The organism is Clostridium sp. CTA-6 (genome assembly GCF_054768115.1).
In genome coordinates this window covers 242,646-259,924 of record NZ_BAAAAU010000008.1, presented here as the reverse complement: position 1 = coordinate 259,924, position 17,279 = coordinate 242,646, and the positions used below count along the sequence as shown (strand labels likewise).

Below are 17,279 nucleotides of genomic sequence, written 5' to 3'. Positions count from 1 at the left end.
CAGGTTTAAGAATAAACAGAGCAGGAGATGACGCTGCAGGATTAGCAATCTCTGAAAAAATGAGAGGACAAATCAGAGGATTAAACCAAGCATCAAGAAACTCACAAGATGCTATATCATTAATCCAAACAGCAGAAGGTGCATTAAATGAAACTCACTCAATTCTTCAAAGAATGAGAGAACTTGCAGTACAAGCATCTAATGATACAAATGTAACAGTAGATAGAAAAAATTTAAATAAAGAAGTTGCAGAATTACAAACAGAAATAGATAGAATAGCAAATCAAACAGAATTTAATACTAAAAAATTGTTAGATGGAACAGCATCTAATACAGCACTAACTTTCCAAATAGGTGCTAATAGTGGCCAAACAATGACTTTAAGTATCAAAAAAATGGATGCAGCTGCTTTGAAAGTAAATGCAACTAGTGTTAAGATAGATGGTACAGCTGGATCTATAACAAAAATGATAACAACAATAAATACAGCTATAAATACTGTATCAGAAGAAAGAGCAAAACTTGGAGCTAATCAAAACAGATTAGAACATACAATAGCAAATGTAGATAATGCAGCTGAAAACTTACAAGCAGCAGAATCAAGAATAAGAGACGTAGATATGGCAAAAGAAATGATGAACTTCACAAAGACAAACATATTAACACAAGCAGCACAAGCAATGCTTGCACAAGCTAACCAAGCACCACAAGGAGTTCTTCAATTATTAAGATAAGTGATACTCTAAATTTTCAATTTAGTTAGTAGAGCTTACTCCGTCAACGTAAAGAGGCGGAGTTTCCTTTAAATTAAATCTTCGATTTAGTTATTGAAGCTTATTTATAAGTATAAAAAGAGTTAGAGAAAGTTCTCTAGCTCTTTTTTATAATTATAAATAATCTTATTGTATATTAAAGTTATTACAGAAAATAACGACATATAATTTATAAAAGAGTAATTAGTTAGAGGTGTACTATGAATAATTTTACAGAAAAAACTTTACAATATCTAAAGGAGTTTAAGGGTATAGATGAAGGATATTCTTTAGAAAAAAGTAGAGATAACAAATATATAATAAAAATAAATAAAGAGGGTAAAAAAATATATTTAGGAAGTAAATATAATGTTCAAAAGGATATAGATATGTTTTTAGAAGAATTAGAAGATATAAACCCTGAAAGTATAATAGTAGTTTTTGGCTTAGGTTCTGGAGAACATATAAAAGAGACTCTAAATAAATTAGAAGAAAATAATAAAATTTTAATTATAGAACCGGATATAAATGTATTAAATAAATTTTTAGAAGTAGAATATGCAAAGGATATAATAGAAGATGATAGAGTTTTTATATATCTATATAAAAAAGAAGGAATGGAAAATTTATTTTACACCAATATAGGTCATATAGATGTAAAGAAAAATATAAAAATTAAAGTTTTTTCAAACTATGATAAGCTTTATAAACAGGAGTTTCTAGAAGCTTTTCAAATTTTAAAAAAAATTATTGAAAATTTGTTAATGAACAATGCCACAAACAAATGCTTTTCAGAAACTTTCACAAAGGCTTTTATAAGCAATTTAAAGCATATAGTAGAATCTACTCCTATAAATTATTTTAAAAATAAATTTATAGGTAAGCCTGCTATAGTGGTTTCTGCAGGACCATCCTTAGAAAAAAATGTTCATAAATTGAAATTTGTTCAAGATAAATTTATAATAATAACAGGAGCTAGAAGTTTAGGTACATTAATAAAAAATGACATAAATCCTGACTTTATATGTATGATAGATCCTATAGAATTTAATTGTAAATTTATAGAGAATTATTTAGATTATAAAATTCCATTAATTTTCTATGAAAATACTAGTTATAAGGCTATGGATCTATATAAAGGATCTAAGGTATTATTTTCAGAGAATCCTTTAACATCTTTTATGTTAGAATATAATGTGGATGAGTTAATATCAGGAGGATCAGTAGCTCATAATTGTACATCCTTTGCAGCTTATTTAGGGTGTAGTCCTATTACGTTTATAGGACAAGATTTTGCTTATACAGAAGAAAAAATACATTCCAATTCATCTGCTTTTAAAGAGAATAATAAAATTAATGACGAAATAGATACTATAGAAGTTAAAGATGTTTTTGGAAATTTAGTTAGAACAGATAGAAAATTAAATGCTTATAGAATTAATATGGAAGGAATAATAAAGGAGTGTAGCGATAAAATCTTTATAAATAGCACTGAAGGAGGAGCTAATATGGAAGGAACTATAGTTCAGCCTTTAAGTAATACCATAGAGGAATATGGAAAAGAAAAAATAGAAAAAGGGAAAATAAAAGATATATTAAATCATCCTCCTATTATAGAAAAGGAAAAAATAATAAAGTATTTAGAAGAAAGTAAAAGTATATTAGAAAAAATATATAAAAAAGCAGAAATGGCTTTAGATTATTCTAATGATATGTATTTAGCTTTTATCCAAAGTAAAAACATTAATATGGATAAAATAAATAAAAAATTAGATGAAATAGATGATTATATAAAGGAGAATAGAGAAAAAATCACTCTTATAAATTCACTATTATTTGAAGTTATAGAAAATGTATTATGCAATCCAGATTATATGTTAACTTCTAAAGATAACCAAAGAGAAAAGGGAATAAAGATATCAGAAAAGAGTAGAACTTTATATAAAGGAATAAAGGAAAAAATAAAAGAATTTATGCCAATTTTAAATGAAGGAATAGAGAATCTAAAGGGGGAAATATAATGGAATTAAAATTTGAATCATTAAGAACTGCCAGTGAATATATTGGAAATCTAAAAATAGGTATTATAAATTCAGCAGAAAATTTTCAATCAGGAGATGAAAATAAAGCCTTAGAGTCTATACCTTTAATAGTCGATGGTATAGATTGGCTTATTCAGATTGTTGAATTAACAAAAGACATACACAAATCAGAAATATCATTAGATGAGTTAAATGAAAAACTAAAGGAAATAATAGAAGCAGTTGAAAATAGTGATTTTATATTAGTTGGAGATTTATTTCAATATGAATTGATGCCAATTATGGATGAAATTGAAAAAAAGATCAATTTAACTTTAGCTAGTTAATAATTTAATGTGGTTATTATATATGATAATATGTATTTTATAAGTGAGTTGTAATAATTTCAGATATATGTACTATGAAAATATTTTAATAAAGGGATCTGATCAAAATATAATTATATAAGCATATATAATGTGTTAAGTAAAATTTGGTGTAGTATAAATTTTATATAAAGGAAGGATATTATGATAAACAATATAGAAAAAATATTAGCATATCCTTATTACTCAATAAAAAAATCATTGAAACTATTAGATAAAGGTGCAAAAGGAATAATATTAGTAGTAGATGAGAAAAGAAAATTAATAGGAACTGTAACTGATGGAGATATAAGACGTGCTATATTAGAGGGGATGTCACTAGAGAAAAAAATAGAAGAAATAATGCATATAAATCCCATAAAAGTTAAACAAGGAACTTCTATAGAAGAAATAAAGGATGTTTTAATAAAAAATGCTATAAGAGAAATTCCAATAGTTGATGAAGATAATAGAGTGGTAGATATGATAACAGTAAATGATATCCTTTTGCCTAAAGGAAAAGAAAATCCAGTTATAATAATGGCAGGAGGCTTAGGGACAAGACTTAAGGATTTAACAAAAGAAGTTCCTAAGCCTATGCTTAGAATAGGAAATGATCCTATACTTCAACATATTATTAATAATTTTAAACAATATGGGTATAATAAATTTTTTATTTCTGTAAATTATAAAGCTGAAATTATAGAAAATTATTTTCAAGATGGATATATCTATGGAGTAAAGATAGAGTATATAAAAGAACATAAAAGGATGGGTACGGCTGGGGGCATAAAACTTGCAGAGAGCTTTGTTAATAAGCCTTTCTTTGTTATTAATGGAGATATTTTTACTAATTTAAACTTGGAAAATATGATGAATTATCATATTGATAATAGTTTTGATATTACAGTAGGCACAAGAAAGCATTCTTTTCAAATTCCATATGGAGTGGTTAAAACAGAGGAAAATTCTATAACAGGAATGGAAGAAAAGCCTAACATGGAATATCTGATAAATGCAGGAGTTTATTGCTTAAGTCCTAAGGTTATAAGCTTAATACCTCAGGATGAGTATTTTGAGATAACAGATTTAATAGACATTTGTATAAAAAAAGGACTTAATGTTGGGAGCTATGAAATAAAAGATTATTGGATGGATATTGGTAGAATTGAAGATTATAATAAGGTTAATAAGGATATTTATGATTTAATTTCTGCAGATAAAAGTGTAGGTGATAAATGTGATTAATGGTAAATCAGTCTTAGTAATTATCCCTGCAAGAGGAGGTTCTAAAGGAGTCCCTAAAAAAAATATTAAAAGCTTGAATGGGAAACCTGTTATTAGTTATACCATAGAAGAAGCTAAAAAAAGTAAATATATTGATAGAATAGTGGTTTCTACAGATAATAAAGATATAGCAGAAGTAAGCAAAAATTATGGTGCAGAAGTACCATTTTTAAGACCAAGTGAATTAGCAAAGGATGATACACCAGGAATTGATCCTATAATTCATTGTATCAACTGGTTAAAAGAAAATGAAAAATACCTTCCTGATTATGTGTGCTTACTTCAATGTACTTCACCTTTTAGAAGAGTACAGCAAATTGATGAAGCATTAGAAAGACTAATTTATGAAAATTTTGATTCTTTGGTAAGTATTTGTGAGAGTGAAGTAACTCCTTATTGGATGAAGAAAATAGAAAAAGGGAAATTAAAAGATTTTTTAGAACATTCTACATTTTATATCAGAAGACAAGATGCCCCAAAAGTATATAGATTAAACGGAGCCATATATATATCAAAAATAGAATGTTTACTTAAAAATAAGAATTGGTATACAGATAATACAGCACCATATATTATGGATAAAGTAACTTCAGTAGATATAGATGATATTATTGATTTTAAATTTGCTGAATTTTTAATGAAAGAGGGATATAATGAATAAAACTTTTATAATAGCAGAAGCAGGAGTAAATCATAATGGTAATATAGATATTGCTAAAAAATTAGTAGATGCAGCAGTTGAAGCAGGTGTAGATGCTATAAAATTTCAAAGTTTTAAGGCGGGAAATTTAGTAACAAAGTCAGCCAAAAAAGCAGAATATCAAAAGGAAACTACAGGTAATGGAAATCAATTTGAAATGCTTAAAAAATTAGAATTATCTTATAAGGAACATATTATTTTAAAAAAATACTGCGAAGAAAAAGGGATAATGTTTATATCCACTCCTTTTGATTTTGAAAGTGCAGATTTACTTGAAAAATTAAATATTCCCCTATATAAAATAAGTTCAGGAGATTTAACTAATATTCCATTGCTTAAATATATTGCAAAATTTAATAAGCCAATGATAGTGTCCACAGGTATGGCTAATTTAGGAGAAGTAGAAATAGCAGTTAATGCTATAAAAGAAGGTGGGAATGATAAAATAACATTATTACACTGTACATCCAATTATCCTACAGCTTGTGAAGATGTTAATTTAAATGCAATTCTTACTTTAAAAAATGCATTTAAGTTACCAGTAGGTTATTCAGACCATACAATTGGAATAGAAATACCTATTGGCGCTGTTGCTATGGGGACTAAAGTTATAGAAAAACATTTTACATTAGATAAAAATATGGAAGGTCCAGACCATAGAGCATCTCTTGAACCTAATGAGCTTAAAGAAATGGTAAAGAATATTAGAAACATAGAAAAAGCTTTTGGAAATGGTATAAAAATATGCAATAAAAATGAGGAAAGTACTAAAGCTATTGCAAGAAAAAGTATAGTAGCAGCTAAAGATATAGAAATTGGAGAAGAAATTTCTTATAAAAATATTACTTTTAAAAGACCAGAAAATGGCTTAAGTCCTATTTATACTGAAAAAATTATAGGCAAAAAGGCTATTGTTTTTATAGAAAAAGATGGAACTATAACATTTGAAAATGTTAAGTAGGTGGTTTTATGAGAAAAATATTAGTAGTAACAGGAACTAGAGCGGAATATGGTTTGCTTTATTGGACTATGAAAGAAATAAAAAAGGATAAAGATTTACAATTACAGCTTATAGTTACAGGAAATCATTTAATTAGAGAATATGGTTATACTGTAGGTCAGATAAAAAAAGATGGTTTTAAAATTGATGAAGAAATAGATATGATTATAGATTCTGAGAAAAAAAGCTCCGTTTTAAAATCTATGGGGATTGAAATGATACAAATGGCTCAAGCCTTTGACAGATTAAAGCCGGATATTTTATTGATTTTAGGAGATAGATATGAAACCTTTATAGCAGCTACCTGCGCTATGATGATGAATATACCTATAGCCCATATGAACGGGGGAGAATCTACAGAAGGTGCTGTAGATGAGCAAATAAGGCATGCCATAACTAAAATGGCTCATATACACTTTCCAGGAGCTGCATATTATAAGGAAAGAATAATAAAAATGGGAGAAGAACCTTGGAGAGTTTTTAATGTAGGTCAAGCAGGAATTGAAAATATAAAGAAGTTAAAGCTTTTAGGTAAAGAACAGTTAGAAAAAGAGCTGAATATTAATTTTACAAAAAAAGTTTTTTTAATTACATATCATCCAGTAACTCTTCAATTAAAGAATACTAAAGGACAAATAGACAATTTGTTAAAAGCAATAAGTAATTTTGATGCACAGTATATATTTACGTATCCTAATGCTGATTTTGGAAGTAAAATTATTATAGATAAAATTAATGATTTTGTTAAAGATCATAAGGAAGCTAAGATATATTATAGCCTTGGACAAAAAAGATATTTAAATCTCTTAAAATATGCAGATATTATGATTGGAAATTCATCCAGTGGTATTATAGAGTCCCCTATTTTTAAAATACCTGTTGTAAATATAGGAGATAGGCAAAAAGGAAGAGTTAGAAATAAGAATATAATAGATACAGATTATAGTGAAAATGAAATAACTAATGCTATATCTAAGGTGTTAAAGGATGAAAAATTCAAAGAAAATCTAAATTCTATAGATAATATATATGGTAATGGAAATACAAGCAAGCAAATAGTAGAAATATTAAAGTCTATAGCTATAAATAAAAAACTATTAAGTAAAAGATTAAGTTACTAGGAGTTTAATATATGGAAAAAATAGTTTTGGTAGGTGCTGGAGGTCATTGTAAAGTAATAATAGACATTATAAGAAGTAATAATGTTTATGAGATAATAGGAATTATAGATAAATATGCTACAGAAAAATCATTATTAGATATATCCATCATAGGTGATGATAATAAACTTAAGGAAGTTTATAAGGATGGAGTAAAAAATGCTTTTTTATGCATAGGCGCTTTAGGTGATTTAAATTTAAGAAATAAAATATACAACAATTTAAAAGAAATAGGCTTTAAGTTGCCAGTCTTAATGCATAATACTGCAATGGTATCAAAATATGCTGCTATTGGAGAAGACACTTGTATAATGCCAGGAGCTATTATAAACTCAGGGGCTAAAATAGGCAAAAACTGCATTATAAATACTGGAGCTATAATAGAGCATGATTGTGTTATTGAAGATAATTGTCATATTTCACCAAGAGCAGTATTAGGTGGAGGCGTAAGCATAGAAAAAAATACTCATATAGGTATAGGAGCAGCTGTCATTCAAGGAGTAAACATAGGATGCAATGTTACCATAGGGGCTGGATCTGTCGTAATAAGTTCTATTCCAGATAATGTAGTTGCATTAGGCATACCTTCCAAAATAAAGAAATATAAATAGACTTAAAAACAGAGAGGGTGATACTATGAAACTAGAAGGAAAAAAGGTATTAGTTACGGGTTCAGAAGGATTTATTGGTAGTCATTTAACAGAAAGATTACTGGAACTAGGTGCTGAAGTTACAGCACTTGTTCAATATAATTCTTTTAATAATTGGGGTTGGATAGACACTTTTTCTAAAGAAGTAAAAGATAGTATAAATATAGTAACAGGGGATATAAGAGAATATGATGGTATGAAAAGAATTATAAAGGGACAGGATGTAGTATTTCATTTAGCAGCACTTATAGCTATTCCTTATTCTTATTTATCTCCTATGGCCTATGTTAAAACTAATGTAGAAGGAACTACAAATGTATTGGAAGCATGCAGAGAATATGAAGTAGAAAAGATAGTACATACTTCAACTTCTGAAACTTATGGTACAGCACTTTACATACCAATAGATGAAAAACATCCTATGCAGGGACAATCTCCTTATTCAGCATCAAAAATAGGAGCAGATAAAATGGCAGAAAGCTTTTATAGAAGTTTTAATCTTCCAGTAGCAACTATAAGACCTTTTAACACCTATGGTCCAAGACAATCTGCAAGAGCCGTTATTCCAACCATAATATCACAAATACTTGCAGGAAAAACAGAAATTAAATTAGGAAGCTTAAGTCCAACAAGAGATTTTAACTATGTAAAAGACACCGCAGAAGCTTTTATAAAGGTAGCGGAAAGTGATAAAACTATAGGTAAGGTTATAAATGCAGGGTCTAATTATGAAATTTCTATAGGAGATACAGTAAAGAAGATTATAAATATTATGGAAAAGGATGTGAAAATTCTTTGCGATGAAGAAAGGATTAGACCAGAAAAAAGTGAAGTAAATAGATTATGGTCAGATAATAGAAAAATTAAAGAACTAACTAGCTGGAATCCTAAATATAGTTTAGATGATGGCTTAAAAGAAACTATAGAGTGGATAAGAAATAATATGAAATATTTTAAAACAGACATTTATAACGTTTAATAGGAACATATATATATGTTCCTAAATTATTTTAAATAAATGACGATAAATATATAATAATAGAGAATGGAGTTGATAATATGATTCCATTATGTATACCAGAAATTAAAGGGAACGAATGGAAATATATAAAACAATGTTTAGATACAAATTGGGTATCTTCAGCAGGAGCTTTTGTAGATAAATTTGAAGAGGATTTTGCTAAATATGTAAAAGCTAAAAAAGCAGTGGTAACTATGAATGGTACAGCAGCTTTAGAACTTGCTTTAAGAACTTTAGGTATAGGTAAGGGTGATGAAGTTATAGTATCTTCCATGACATTTATATCTCCTGTAAATACTATAAAATATGTAGGGGCAGAGCCGGTTTTTGTAGATGTATGTAGAGATACTTATGTAATGGATGCAAATAATATAGAAGAAATGATAACACCTAAAACAAAAGCCATTTTACCAATACATATATATGGTCATCCTGTAGATATGGATAAGGTTATGGAAATAGCTAAAAAACATAATCTTTATGTAATAGAGGATGCTACAGAAAGTTTAGGTTCATTATATAAGGGTAAAGCTACAGGAACTATAGGACATGTAGGATGCTATTCTTTTAATGGTAATAAATTAATAACTACTGGTGCAGGTGGGATGCTTGTAACTAATGATGACAAACTAGGAGAAAGAGCTAAGTATCTATCTACTCAAACAAAAACTATTTTAGGAAATGGAGCTTTTTGTCATGAAGAAATAGGATATAATTTTAGAATGCCTAATTTACTTGCAGCTATGGGCTGTGCTCAACTTGAAAATATAGATGAGTATATAAAAATTAAAAGAGAACATGCAAAGCTATATAATCAGCTTTTGAAAAATGTAAAGGGAATAACTTTACCAATAGAAAAAGAGGGTGTAAAAAATGTATATTGGCTTTATTCTATTTTGATAGAAGAAGAGTATCCTTTAACTAGAGATGAGCTAATCTTTAAGTTAAGGGAAAATGGAATAGAGTCAAGACCATTTTTTATGCCGGTGCATGAGATGGCTCCTTATAAATATTGTAAATGTGGGGATATAAGTGTTACAAAGAAATTAGCTTGTAAGGGCATAAACATTCCTAGTTCTTTAGGGTTAAAGAAAGAAGATATTGAAAGTGTTTGTAATAAAATAGTAGATGTTATTTATAATAAAAATTAATATTATAATATTAATTTATTATAGTCAACATTTATAATTAAAATACCTAAATATTTAGACAATCATTATTTATAAAAATGTATTGGGAGAAGTTGCGGGTAAATGGCATTTGTTTAAATAGTATGTAGAATTTAAATTTAAACATTTTTGAAAGGAAGTAAGCTATATGACATTAGAGGAGTTTAAAATAAAAGTATCAGGATTAAAAAAAACAAAGACAACTATTGAAGACTATATTACAAAAGGCAAATATGATGAAGCAAAAGATATATTAAATAAATATGAAGAACAGTTTCCTTTTGATATGACTATATCTACTATAAAAGCAGCTTTATATGTTTGTGAAAATAATCTAGAACAAGCGGAAAGTGTATTATTGCAAGCGTTAAAAGAATTACCTTTTAATTATGAAATAAACTACAATTTGGGAATGGTATATGGATTTAAAGGAGACTTTATAGAGAGTGCAAACTTTTACTTTAAAGCATTAAAATATTGCAACAGTCATGAAGAAAAAAGTATGATTATCAATTCTATAGATGAACTTTCTAAAATTGTTATAAGTAATTACCCTAGCAAAGTAATAGAATTTAAAAATAAAATTATAGAGTTTAAATCAAAGGTTAATGAAATAGATGCAAGGTCTTTCCCGTTAAATGGGAAAGAAGAAAGCTTAATAGGAAAATTTATTGACGAAGAAAATAATGTAAAGGGTCATTACGTAAATTTATATAAAATTGAAGATTTTGTTAACTTGCATCCTCAGTTTGTGAATTTGTATAAAACTGAGATGCTTCATGGTAAATTTGTAAATAAAACTATAGATATAGAAGTAAATGAGGATATAGCTGTACCAGTATCTACAAGAAGTATGTCAAATATTAATTTTAAAATAAATAATAAAGAATTTAATTTAGATAAATTAATGCCAAATTCATTCCACTATGTGCCAATAAGAGAAAATGGAAAATTAACAATACAAAGTGATAATGAGTTTTTTTTAGGTGATATTATAAAGCTTAAGGATGAAATTAGGGAAGACAGGCCAAAACTTATTATGTATTTATTTATAGATGGATTATCACAGGAAACAATAAAACAAGATAAATTTAAAAAAATGATGCCTAAAACTTATGAATTTTTTAATGATGGATTAAGGTTTAATAATTGTTATTGTAATAGCGAATGGACATTGCCAGGATTAGCAACTTTTTTTACTGGAGAATATACTACAAATCATAAATTGTTTCATCCGCAATTTACATATAAACTTGGAAGTAAGGAAAAATTAATGAGTGAAATATTTAAAGGAGAGGGGTATTTTACCACGCAAATATGTGGCGATTGGAGAAAAACTCCTTTATATGGATATAACAAAGGGTTTGATAGGACTATATATCAACCTGGAATAGATGGAATGGGCTGTGAAGAAATTGTAATGGAAACAATGGAGCATTTAGAAGCTTTTGATGAAAAAAATAATTTTATATGGTTATCTTTTGGAGATTTACATAAGGTTGCAGATAATATAGAACCAAAAATAAGTAGCCAAATAAAAGGTAGTCTCTATTCTAGGACAGTAGAGAAGGATAATAATGAAACAGTATTTAAGAATTATGATGAAAAGAAAATAGAAAGATATGAGATGGAAATTAAAAAATTGGATTTTTATTTAGATATTTTATTTAATTATATAAATTCAAAATACTCTAAAGAAGAAGTATTAATAATGCTAGTTTCAGATCATGGACAAACATTTTTAAAAAAAGATACTGGGTTTTTTCATGACGGAAGAACAAAGGTACCATTTTTTATCAAAGGTACAAATATTAAAAATAAGTCTATAGATGATATAATCGAAAATGTAGATGTTTTATCTATGGTATTAAAATTCTCAAATATTGAGTATGATTCAAATATAGATGGAAAACTTCCAGCTTGTTTAGGTGGAGATTATAAAAGGGAATTTTCTTATACAGAATCTATTTTCCCAGGACAAACCTATAAAGTTGTAATAAATGATTACGCTCATAGATTTATATTTGAATCTGAGAAATTTGTTGAAAATGATGGCAGAGTGGATATTGAAAACTTTAATATTAGCTTAATAAATAAAGAAACAGGAATAGATGAAAAAAATAAATTACAAGAAAAAATAGAAAAATACTTGGAAGTTGTTTTTAATCACATAAAGAAAAATATAAAAGTGTAGATGTAAAAAGAATGGTATTTTTCCATGGGGAAAACATTACTTTTTTTATAAAAGTGCATAATAAAACATAAATTTATATAGAAATTTAAGGATAATAATTATGAAATTAAAAGAATAATTCACCATGTTTATCAAAAATGATTTTGCTGGTTAAAAAGGCGGTGATGCATATGAGAGTTAGTACAATAGAAAAATCATATATAAATACAAGTGGAAAAATATATGATTCAGAATTCATCAATTTAGCTAATATTAAAGATAATAAAATAGCTTTAGATGAGAGAACGCTTTTCTTAACAAGAACAGAAAAGGAAGTTTTAAATAATCAAGAAATTCAAAATTTTAATGATGCAGTTTACATATTTAAATATAAAAATGCCTACGGTATTATATGTGATATTCCTATTGCGGAATATAATGATGGCAAAATTAAATGCCATGAAGTGGTTTTACCAGATACAATTCAAGGTATGTCAAGTAATTTGTATGGATATAATTGTGAAGCTGCCCCTATATTATTGGCCCATGAAAAAAAAGTTAGCTATTTGTCTTATATAGAAGAAGAAAAGTATACATATTATTTTACATTGGATGACATGGAAATTTATGTGTTTTGCGCTAAAGAAGCACAGAAGATAACGGATGAATTCATACAAGTAGATAAACTATATGTTGCAGATGGACATCATCGTTTGTATACAACATCCTTATGTAAATTTAAAAATTCAGTTTTATCATGCTTAATTAGCTTTGAATATTTAAATATTTTGCCAATTCATCGTATTATACCAAATTCAGATGTACAATTAGTTAAGAGAGCTAAAGATTTTATTTATAATAGATTTGAAGTGTTACCACCAGAAACACCTCTGTCTAAAGGAAGAATAAGAATAAAATATAAGCATGACAGTTTTGTTGTGAATCTTATAGAATTAAATTCAGATGCTTTTTGGAATAATGACAGTTATCGTTTAAATACACAAATTATTTCACAAGCTTTCCGTATTTTTGATACTGGAAAATTAAAATACATATCAGATTGTGAATTAAAAAAATATGAGACATTAGTAGATAAAAATGATGTTGTAATTGAAACATATCCAATAGAAGTAGATGAATTTATTGAGTATGCAAACAATGAATGTATAATGCCACCAAAATCAACATGGTTTTCTCCTAAGTTCCCATCGTTTCTAATATTTAAGCAATATAAATAATAAATTTAGTGTAAATATGAATAAGGAGAGATAACTTTGAAAATAGGAATAATATCAGATATACATTCTAATTATGAAGCTTTAAAGTCTGTGGTAAATGATTCCGCTTCTAAGGTTGATGGATATATATGTTTAGGCGATATCTTGGGATATGGACCGGAGCCAAATGAAACCATTAAGTTGCTATCTCAAGTAAATTTGATAGGGGTTGTGCTTGGAAATCATGATATTGCTATTTTAAATGGTGACTATTCTAAATTTAGAACTGAGCATGGTATTTTTGCTATAAAATGGACTGCAGATCATCTATCTGATGCTTCAATGAATTTTTTAATAAAAATTAAGCAAAAGAATATATTTAGTGATTTTAAGTTTGAAATTTATCATGGAGGAATTGAAGATGTATATTGGCAATATATATTTCCTTCCTCGCCAGAAAAAGAATTAGAACGTATTTATAATAAGTGTATTTACAATTTACTATTTATTGGACACTCTCATCTTCAGTTTTCATTTAAATATAAAAAACTTCATATTGTAAACCCAGGCAGTGTTGGTCAACCGCGTAATGGATTACCTGATGCACAATATGCTATTTTTGATACAGAGGGTAGAAGCATAGAATTTTGTCGTACATCTTATGACATAAAAAAAACAGCGGAAAAAATTCAGTATGAAGGGTTAGATAAATTTTTAGCTAAAAGGCTATTTTTAGGGATATAATTCATTAAGGAGGCAGAAAAAATGAAAACATTAATAACAGGTGTTGCTGGTTTAACAGGCTCATATCTAGTGGAAAGGTGTCTTGCTGAAGGAGAACAAATAATAGGAATAGATAACTTATTTAGAGGAACTATGAATAATCTCGAAAATGTTATAGATAACAAAAATTTTCATTTTATAAAAGGGGATATATTAGATATACACAAAATGGAGTTGAAGGACATTGATAGAATATATCATCTTGCTGCTATAGTGCCAACAAAATATTTTTATGAAGCACCAGTAGATACATATATGGTTAATTGTCATGGTACTAAAGTTATGATAGATTGGGCATTGAAGAATGATGTTCAAAAATTTGTTAATGCATCAAGTTCTGAGATATATGGTCACCCACAAAGAATTCCAACAGATGAACTTACTCCAACTTTATATGATGCTGTTGAAATAACTCCTAGATGGTCATACGCACAGGGTAAAATTTTAACAGAGCACATTGGTAATTATTATAAAGATAGAATGGATATATGTCATTTAAGATATGCAAATGTATATGGACCAAGGGATATAGATGATAATCATGTTATTCCATATTTAATTAATAGAGTTTTACGTGGAGAAAAAATCATTATTAATAAAGATGCAGATAAAGTAAAAAGGACTTTTTTATATATGAGTGACTGTTCAGATGCAACATATCTTGCTATGAAGAATTCTCCTTCAGGCGAAAGTTATAATATTGCAAGTAGTCAGGAGGTCACTATTCAACAATTACTTGATATGATATTCAAAATAACTGGGAAAACAACCGAAGTTGAGTATAGCTTACATAGAGAAGGTGATCCTAAGAGGAGACTTTTAGATACAACTAAAGCAAAAAAAATGCTCGGAATGGAAATAAAGGTATCACTTGAGGATGGCATTAGAAAAACCTCAGAATGGATAAAAGAATATTATAATTTATAGAAAAATACCAAGGTAAATGAGGTGTAAATTATGAAATATAAAGCGGTAATTCTTGCAGCAGGAATTGGAAGTAGGCTTGAGCCATATTCTAAATATACTCCTAAGTGTCTTATTGATCTTAATGGAACAAATTCTATCAAACATATATTGTATTGCCTTAGTCAATGCGGAGTTAATGAAACAGTGATTGTTGTGGGATATAGAGCAGAACAAATAAAAGAAGCAATTGGAAATAGTATATTCAATATGGATATTACTTATATTTACAATAAGTATTATAATCACCATGGATGCGAGTATTCATTGGCATTATCTGCACCAGCCCTTGAAGATGCTGACAAAGTTTTAATTACTGAAGGGGATTTATTAATGCCTGTTGAATATTATAAGACATTTACTGATGATAAAAGTGAAAATGCTGTTGCCATAAGAGATATAGAAATAAATCCTAAAAGAAGCGTAGTTGCTATAGGTAAAAATGATTTAGTGGAAAAATTTATATATGATAGAGAACATATAGACGTATTTAGGTTTATTGAGGATAAAAACATGGTTCTAGGAGAAAGTATGCAATTGTGGAAGTTTGAAGGTGCGTGCAAAAAGTTACTTGTTAATTTACTACATAAATTTACAGATACAATTTCCGCTGAAGCAAATATTGAAAATGGTTTGTATTCTATTAATTTAGCATTAAAAACTTATAAATTGAAACCAGTGTTAATAACAGGGGATAATTGGATAAACCTCAATACAGTGGAAGATGTTATGAAAGGAAGAAGAGAATTATGGTTAAAAAGATAATGATAGCAGGGTATGGAAGTACAGGTGCCTATGTATTAGATTTTCTTTCAAGGACAAAGGGAATAGAAGATTTTGAGATAATTGTAACTACAAGATCTACAGAGGAAGCACAAAAAAGAATAAATATGACATTAATATCTGCACAACTTATGGGATTTTATCCTAAAATTCGTTTAATTAACACAGATTTAAACAACATTGAAGAAACAGCAGAGCTATTAAATGAAGTTAAACCTGATATTATTGCATATACAGGTAGATTTATTAAAGGAATTAAATATGGTGAGTATTCATATCCCAATAAAATTGGATATGGTGCATGGCTACCACTTGCAATCCCATTGATTTACAAATTAATGGAAGCTGTGAGAATTTCTAATATAAAAACTAAAGTAATAAATTCAAGTTTCCCAGATGGAGTTTGTCCAGCTTTGAAAAGTATAGGATTAGAACCATTTACAGGTGCAGGAAATCTTAACCATTTAATACCTAGAATAAAAATGGGTTTATCAAATAAATTAAATGTTGAACAAAGCGATATTGACATTAAAATGATAGGAAGTCATTTTCTCAATACTTATGTGTCAAAAGAGGCATCAGCTAAGGGTTCGCAATACATTTTGGAATGTACTGTTAAGGATAAAAATATTCAAGGAATTAGTGATGAGGAGATATTTAAGCTTTCTAATATTAGTACTGTTTCAGGGCCGACAAGAAATCTTATGATATCATCGGATATAGTAAAAATAATTCAAAGCATTATGTTTAACGAAGGATTCTTTATGCATTTACCTGGACCTAATGGTTTAATTGGCGGATATCCAGCAAAGATATTTCAAGATAGAATAGAGCTTGTTCTTCCAAAGGGAATTGATATAAAGCAAGCTATAGAAATAAATGCTGAAAGCTTAACCCATGACGGTATAGAAAAAATTGAAAACAGGAAAGTTTTTTTCACTGATGATGTTATAACTAAGATGAAAAAAGTTTTTTCTCTTAACTATCCAAAGTCAATTAATGTTGAAGATTGTGAATTCTTTGCACTTGAAATAAAGAAAAGGTTGGAGAATTATAAAAGATGAAGTATTATTGCAAAATAGTTTATAAAGATAAAATTGAACCTACTATTTATTTTAAAGATAACACTGAGAAAGAGGCAAAAGAAAAAATGCTACAATTATTAAATGAACTTTTTGAAAGGGATGAAGTAGAAGGAATTTACTTAGGTAAAAAATAAACTCATTTTAGAACAG

At 27.8% G+C, this 17,279-nt stretch carries 17 protein-coding genes; all 17 read left to right on the top strand.

Annotation, left to right across the window (positions count from 1 at the left end; translation table 11 throughout):
* The coding region (locus ACYUDJ_RS14305; protein WP_460289652.1) for a flagellin N-terminal helical domain-containing protein at positions 1-734 on the top strand (734 nt) is incomplete at its 5' end.
* A gap of 239 nt (positions 735-973) precedes the next feature.
* The gene (locus ACYUDJ_RS14300; RefSeq protein ID WP_043032196.1) at positions 974-2,773 is read left to right on the top strand and encodes a motility associated factor glycosyltransferase family protein; all 1,800 of its coding nucleotides are present in this window, start codon (positions 974-976) and stop codon (positions 2,771-2,773) included.
* Entirely contained in the window at positions 2,773-3,120 is a 348-nt protein-coding gene (locus ACYUDJ_RS14295; protein WP_043032195.1) for a hypothetical protein, read from the top strand. The genes ACYUDJ_RS14300 and ACYUDJ_RS14295 overlap by 1 nt, the downstream gene beginning before the upstream one ends.
* A gap of 183 nt (positions 3,121-3,303) precedes the next feature.
* Positions 3,304-4,386: a nucleotidyltransferase family protein gene (locus ACYUDJ_RS14290; protein ID WP_043032194.1), complete on the top strand. Its 1,083-nt coding sequence runs from the start codon at positions 3,304-3,306 to the stop codon at positions 4,384-4,386.
* Positions 4,379-5,086, top strand: a complete 708-nt coding sequence (locus ACYUDJ_RS14285; RefSeq protein WP_043032193.1) for an acylneuraminate cytidylyltransferase family protein — start codon at positions 4,379-4,381, stop codon at positions 5,084-5,086. The genes ACYUDJ_RS14290 and ACYUDJ_RS14285 overlap by 8 nt, the downstream gene beginning before the upstream one ends.
* On the top strand, positions 5,079-6,086 hold the full coding sequence (gene neuB, locus ACYUDJ_RS14280; protein WP_043032192.1) for an N-acetylneuraminate synthase: 1,008 nt from the start codon (positions 5,079-5,081) through the stop codon (positions 6,084-6,086). Before ACYUDJ_RS14285 ends, neuB begins: the two co-directional genes overlap by 8 nt.
* Positions 6,087-6,094: 8 nt before the next feature.
* On the top strand, positions 6,095-7,246 hold the full coding sequence (gene neuC / locus ACYUDJ_RS14275) for a UDP-N-acetylglucosamine 2-epimerase (protein ID WP_043032191.1): 1,152 nt from the start codon (positions 6,095-6,097) through the stop codon (positions 7,244-7,246).
* A gap of 11 nt (positions 7,247-7,257) precedes the next feature.
* The gene (locus tag ACYUDJ_RS14270) at positions 7,258-7,896 is read left to right on the top strand and encodes an acetyltransferase (protein WP_043032190.1); all 639 of its coding nucleotides are present in this window, start codon (positions 7,258-7,260) and stop codon (positions 7,894-7,896) included.
* 25 nt (positions 7,897-7,921) lie between these two features.
* Positions 7,922-8,914, top strand: coding sequence for an NAD-dependent 4,6-dehydratase LegB (locus tag ACYUDJ_RS14265; RefSeq protein ID WP_043032189.1), 993 nt, complete (start codon positions 7,922-7,924; stop codon positions 8,912-8,914).
* 80 nt (positions 8,915-8,994) lie between these two features.
* A complete protein-coding gene (locus ACYUDJ_RS14260; RefSeq protein WP_043032188.1) occupies positions 8,995-10,107 on the top strand; it encodes a LegC family aminotransferase in 1,113 nt (370 codons plus the stop codon).
* 166 nt (positions 10,108-10,273) lie between these two features.
* Positions 10,274-12,319, top strand: coding sequence for a sulfatase-like hydrolase/transferase (locus tag ACYUDJ_RS14255; RefSeq protein ID WP_043032187.1), 2,046 nt, complete (start codon positions 10,274-10,276; stop codon positions 12,317-12,319).
* Positions 12,320-12,489: 170 nt separating this feature from the next.
* Positions 12,490-13,536: a DUF1015 family protein gene (locus tag ACYUDJ_RS14250; protein ID WP_043032186.1), complete on the top strand. Its 1,047-nt coding sequence runs from the start codon at positions 12,490-12,492 to the stop codon at positions 13,534-13,536.
* A gap of 36 nt (positions 13,537-13,572) precedes the next feature.
* Positions 13,573-14,259 carry a metallophosphoesterase family protein gene (locus ACYUDJ_RS14245; protein WP_043032185.1) on the top strand — a complete coding sequence of 229 codons (687 nt, stop codon included), beginning with the start codon at positions 13,573-13,575 and terminating at the stop codon, positions 14,257-14,259.
* 21 nt (positions 14,260-14,280) lie between these two features.
* On the top strand, positions 14,281-15,225 hold the full coding sequence (locus ACYUDJ_RS14240; protein ID WP_043032184.1) for an NAD-dependent epimerase/dehydratase family protein: 945 nt from the start codon (positions 14,281-14,283) through the stop codon (positions 15,223-15,225).
* A gap of 30 nt (positions 15,226-15,255) precedes the next feature.
* Entirely contained in the window at positions 15,256-16,026 is a 771-nt protein-coding gene (locus ACYUDJ_RS14235) for a phosphocholine cytidylyltransferase family protein (protein ID WP_052500389.1), read from the top strand.
* Positions 16,011-17,108, top strand: a complete 1,098-nt coding sequence (locus ACYUDJ_RS14230; RefSeq protein WP_043032183.1) for a Rossmann-fold NAD(P)-binding domain-containing protein — start codon at positions 16,011-16,013, stop codon at positions 17,106-17,108. The genes ACYUDJ_RS14235 and ACYUDJ_RS14230 overlap by 16 nt, the downstream gene beginning before the upstream one ends.
* On the top strand, positions 17,105-17,263 hold the full coding sequence (locus ACYUDJ_RS14225; RefSeq protein WP_154698159.1) for a hypothetical protein: 159 nt from the start codon (positions 17,105-17,107) through the stop codon (positions 17,261-17,263). The genes ACYUDJ_RS14230 and ACYUDJ_RS14225 overlap by 4 nt, the downstream gene beginning before the upstream one ends.
* The last annotated feature ends 16 nt before the right edge of the window (positions 17,264-17,279 follow it).

Coding starts and splice junctions, on each gene's coding strand:
- ACYUDJ_RS14300 (WP_043032196.1), top strand. CDS start 974: ATGAATAATTTTACAGAAAAAACTTTACAATATCTAAAGGAGTTTAAG.
- ACYUDJ_RS14295 (WP_043032195.1), top strand. CDS start 2,773: ATGGAATTAAAATTTGAATCATTAAGAACTGCCAGTGAATATATTGGA.
- ACYUDJ_RS14290 (WP_043032194.1), top strand. CDS start 3,304: ATGATAAACAATATAGAAAAAATATTAGCATATCCTTATTACTCAATA.
- neuB (WP_043032192.1), top strand. CDS start 5,079: ATGAATAAAACTTTTATAATAGCAGAAGCAGGAGTAAATCATAATGGT.
- neuC (WP_043032191.1), top strand. CDS start 6,095: ATGAGAAAAATATTAGTAGTAACAGGAACTAGAGCGGAATATGGTTTG.
- ACYUDJ_RS14270 (WP_043032190.1), top strand. CDS start 7,258: ATGGAAAAAATAGTTTTGGTAGGTGCTGGAGGTCATTGTAAAGTAATA.
- ACYUDJ_RS14265 (WP_043032189.1), top strand. CDS start 7,922: ATGAAACTAGAAGGAAAAAAGGTATTAGTTACGGGTTCAGAAGGATTT.
- ACYUDJ_RS14260 (WP_043032188.1), top strand. CDS start 8,995: ATGATTCCATTATGTATACCAGAAATTAAAGGGAACGAATGGAAATAT.
- ACYUDJ_RS14255 (WP_043032187.1), top strand. CDS start 10,274: ATGACATTAGAGGAGTTTAAAATAAAAGTATCAGGATTAAAAAAAACA.
- ACYUDJ_RS14250 (WP_043032186.1), top strand. CDS start 12,490: ATGAGAGTTAGTACAATAGAAAAATCATATATAAATACAAGTGGAAAA.
- ACYUDJ_RS14240 (WP_043032184.1), top strand. CDS start 14,281: ATGAAAACATTAATAACAGGTGTTGCTGGTTTAACAGGCTCATATCTA.
- ACYUDJ_RS14235 (WP_052500389.1), top strand. CDS start 15,256: ATGAAATATAAAGCGGTAATTCTTGCAGCAGGAATTGGAAGTAGGCTT.
- ACYUDJ_RS14230 (WP_043032183.1), top strand. CDS start 16,011: ATGGTTAAAAAGATAATGATAGCAGGGTATGGAAGTACAGGTGCCTAT.
- ACYUDJ_RS14225 (WP_154698159.1), top strand. CDS start 17,105: ATGAAGTATTATTGCAAAATAGTTTATAAAGATAAAATTGAACCTACT.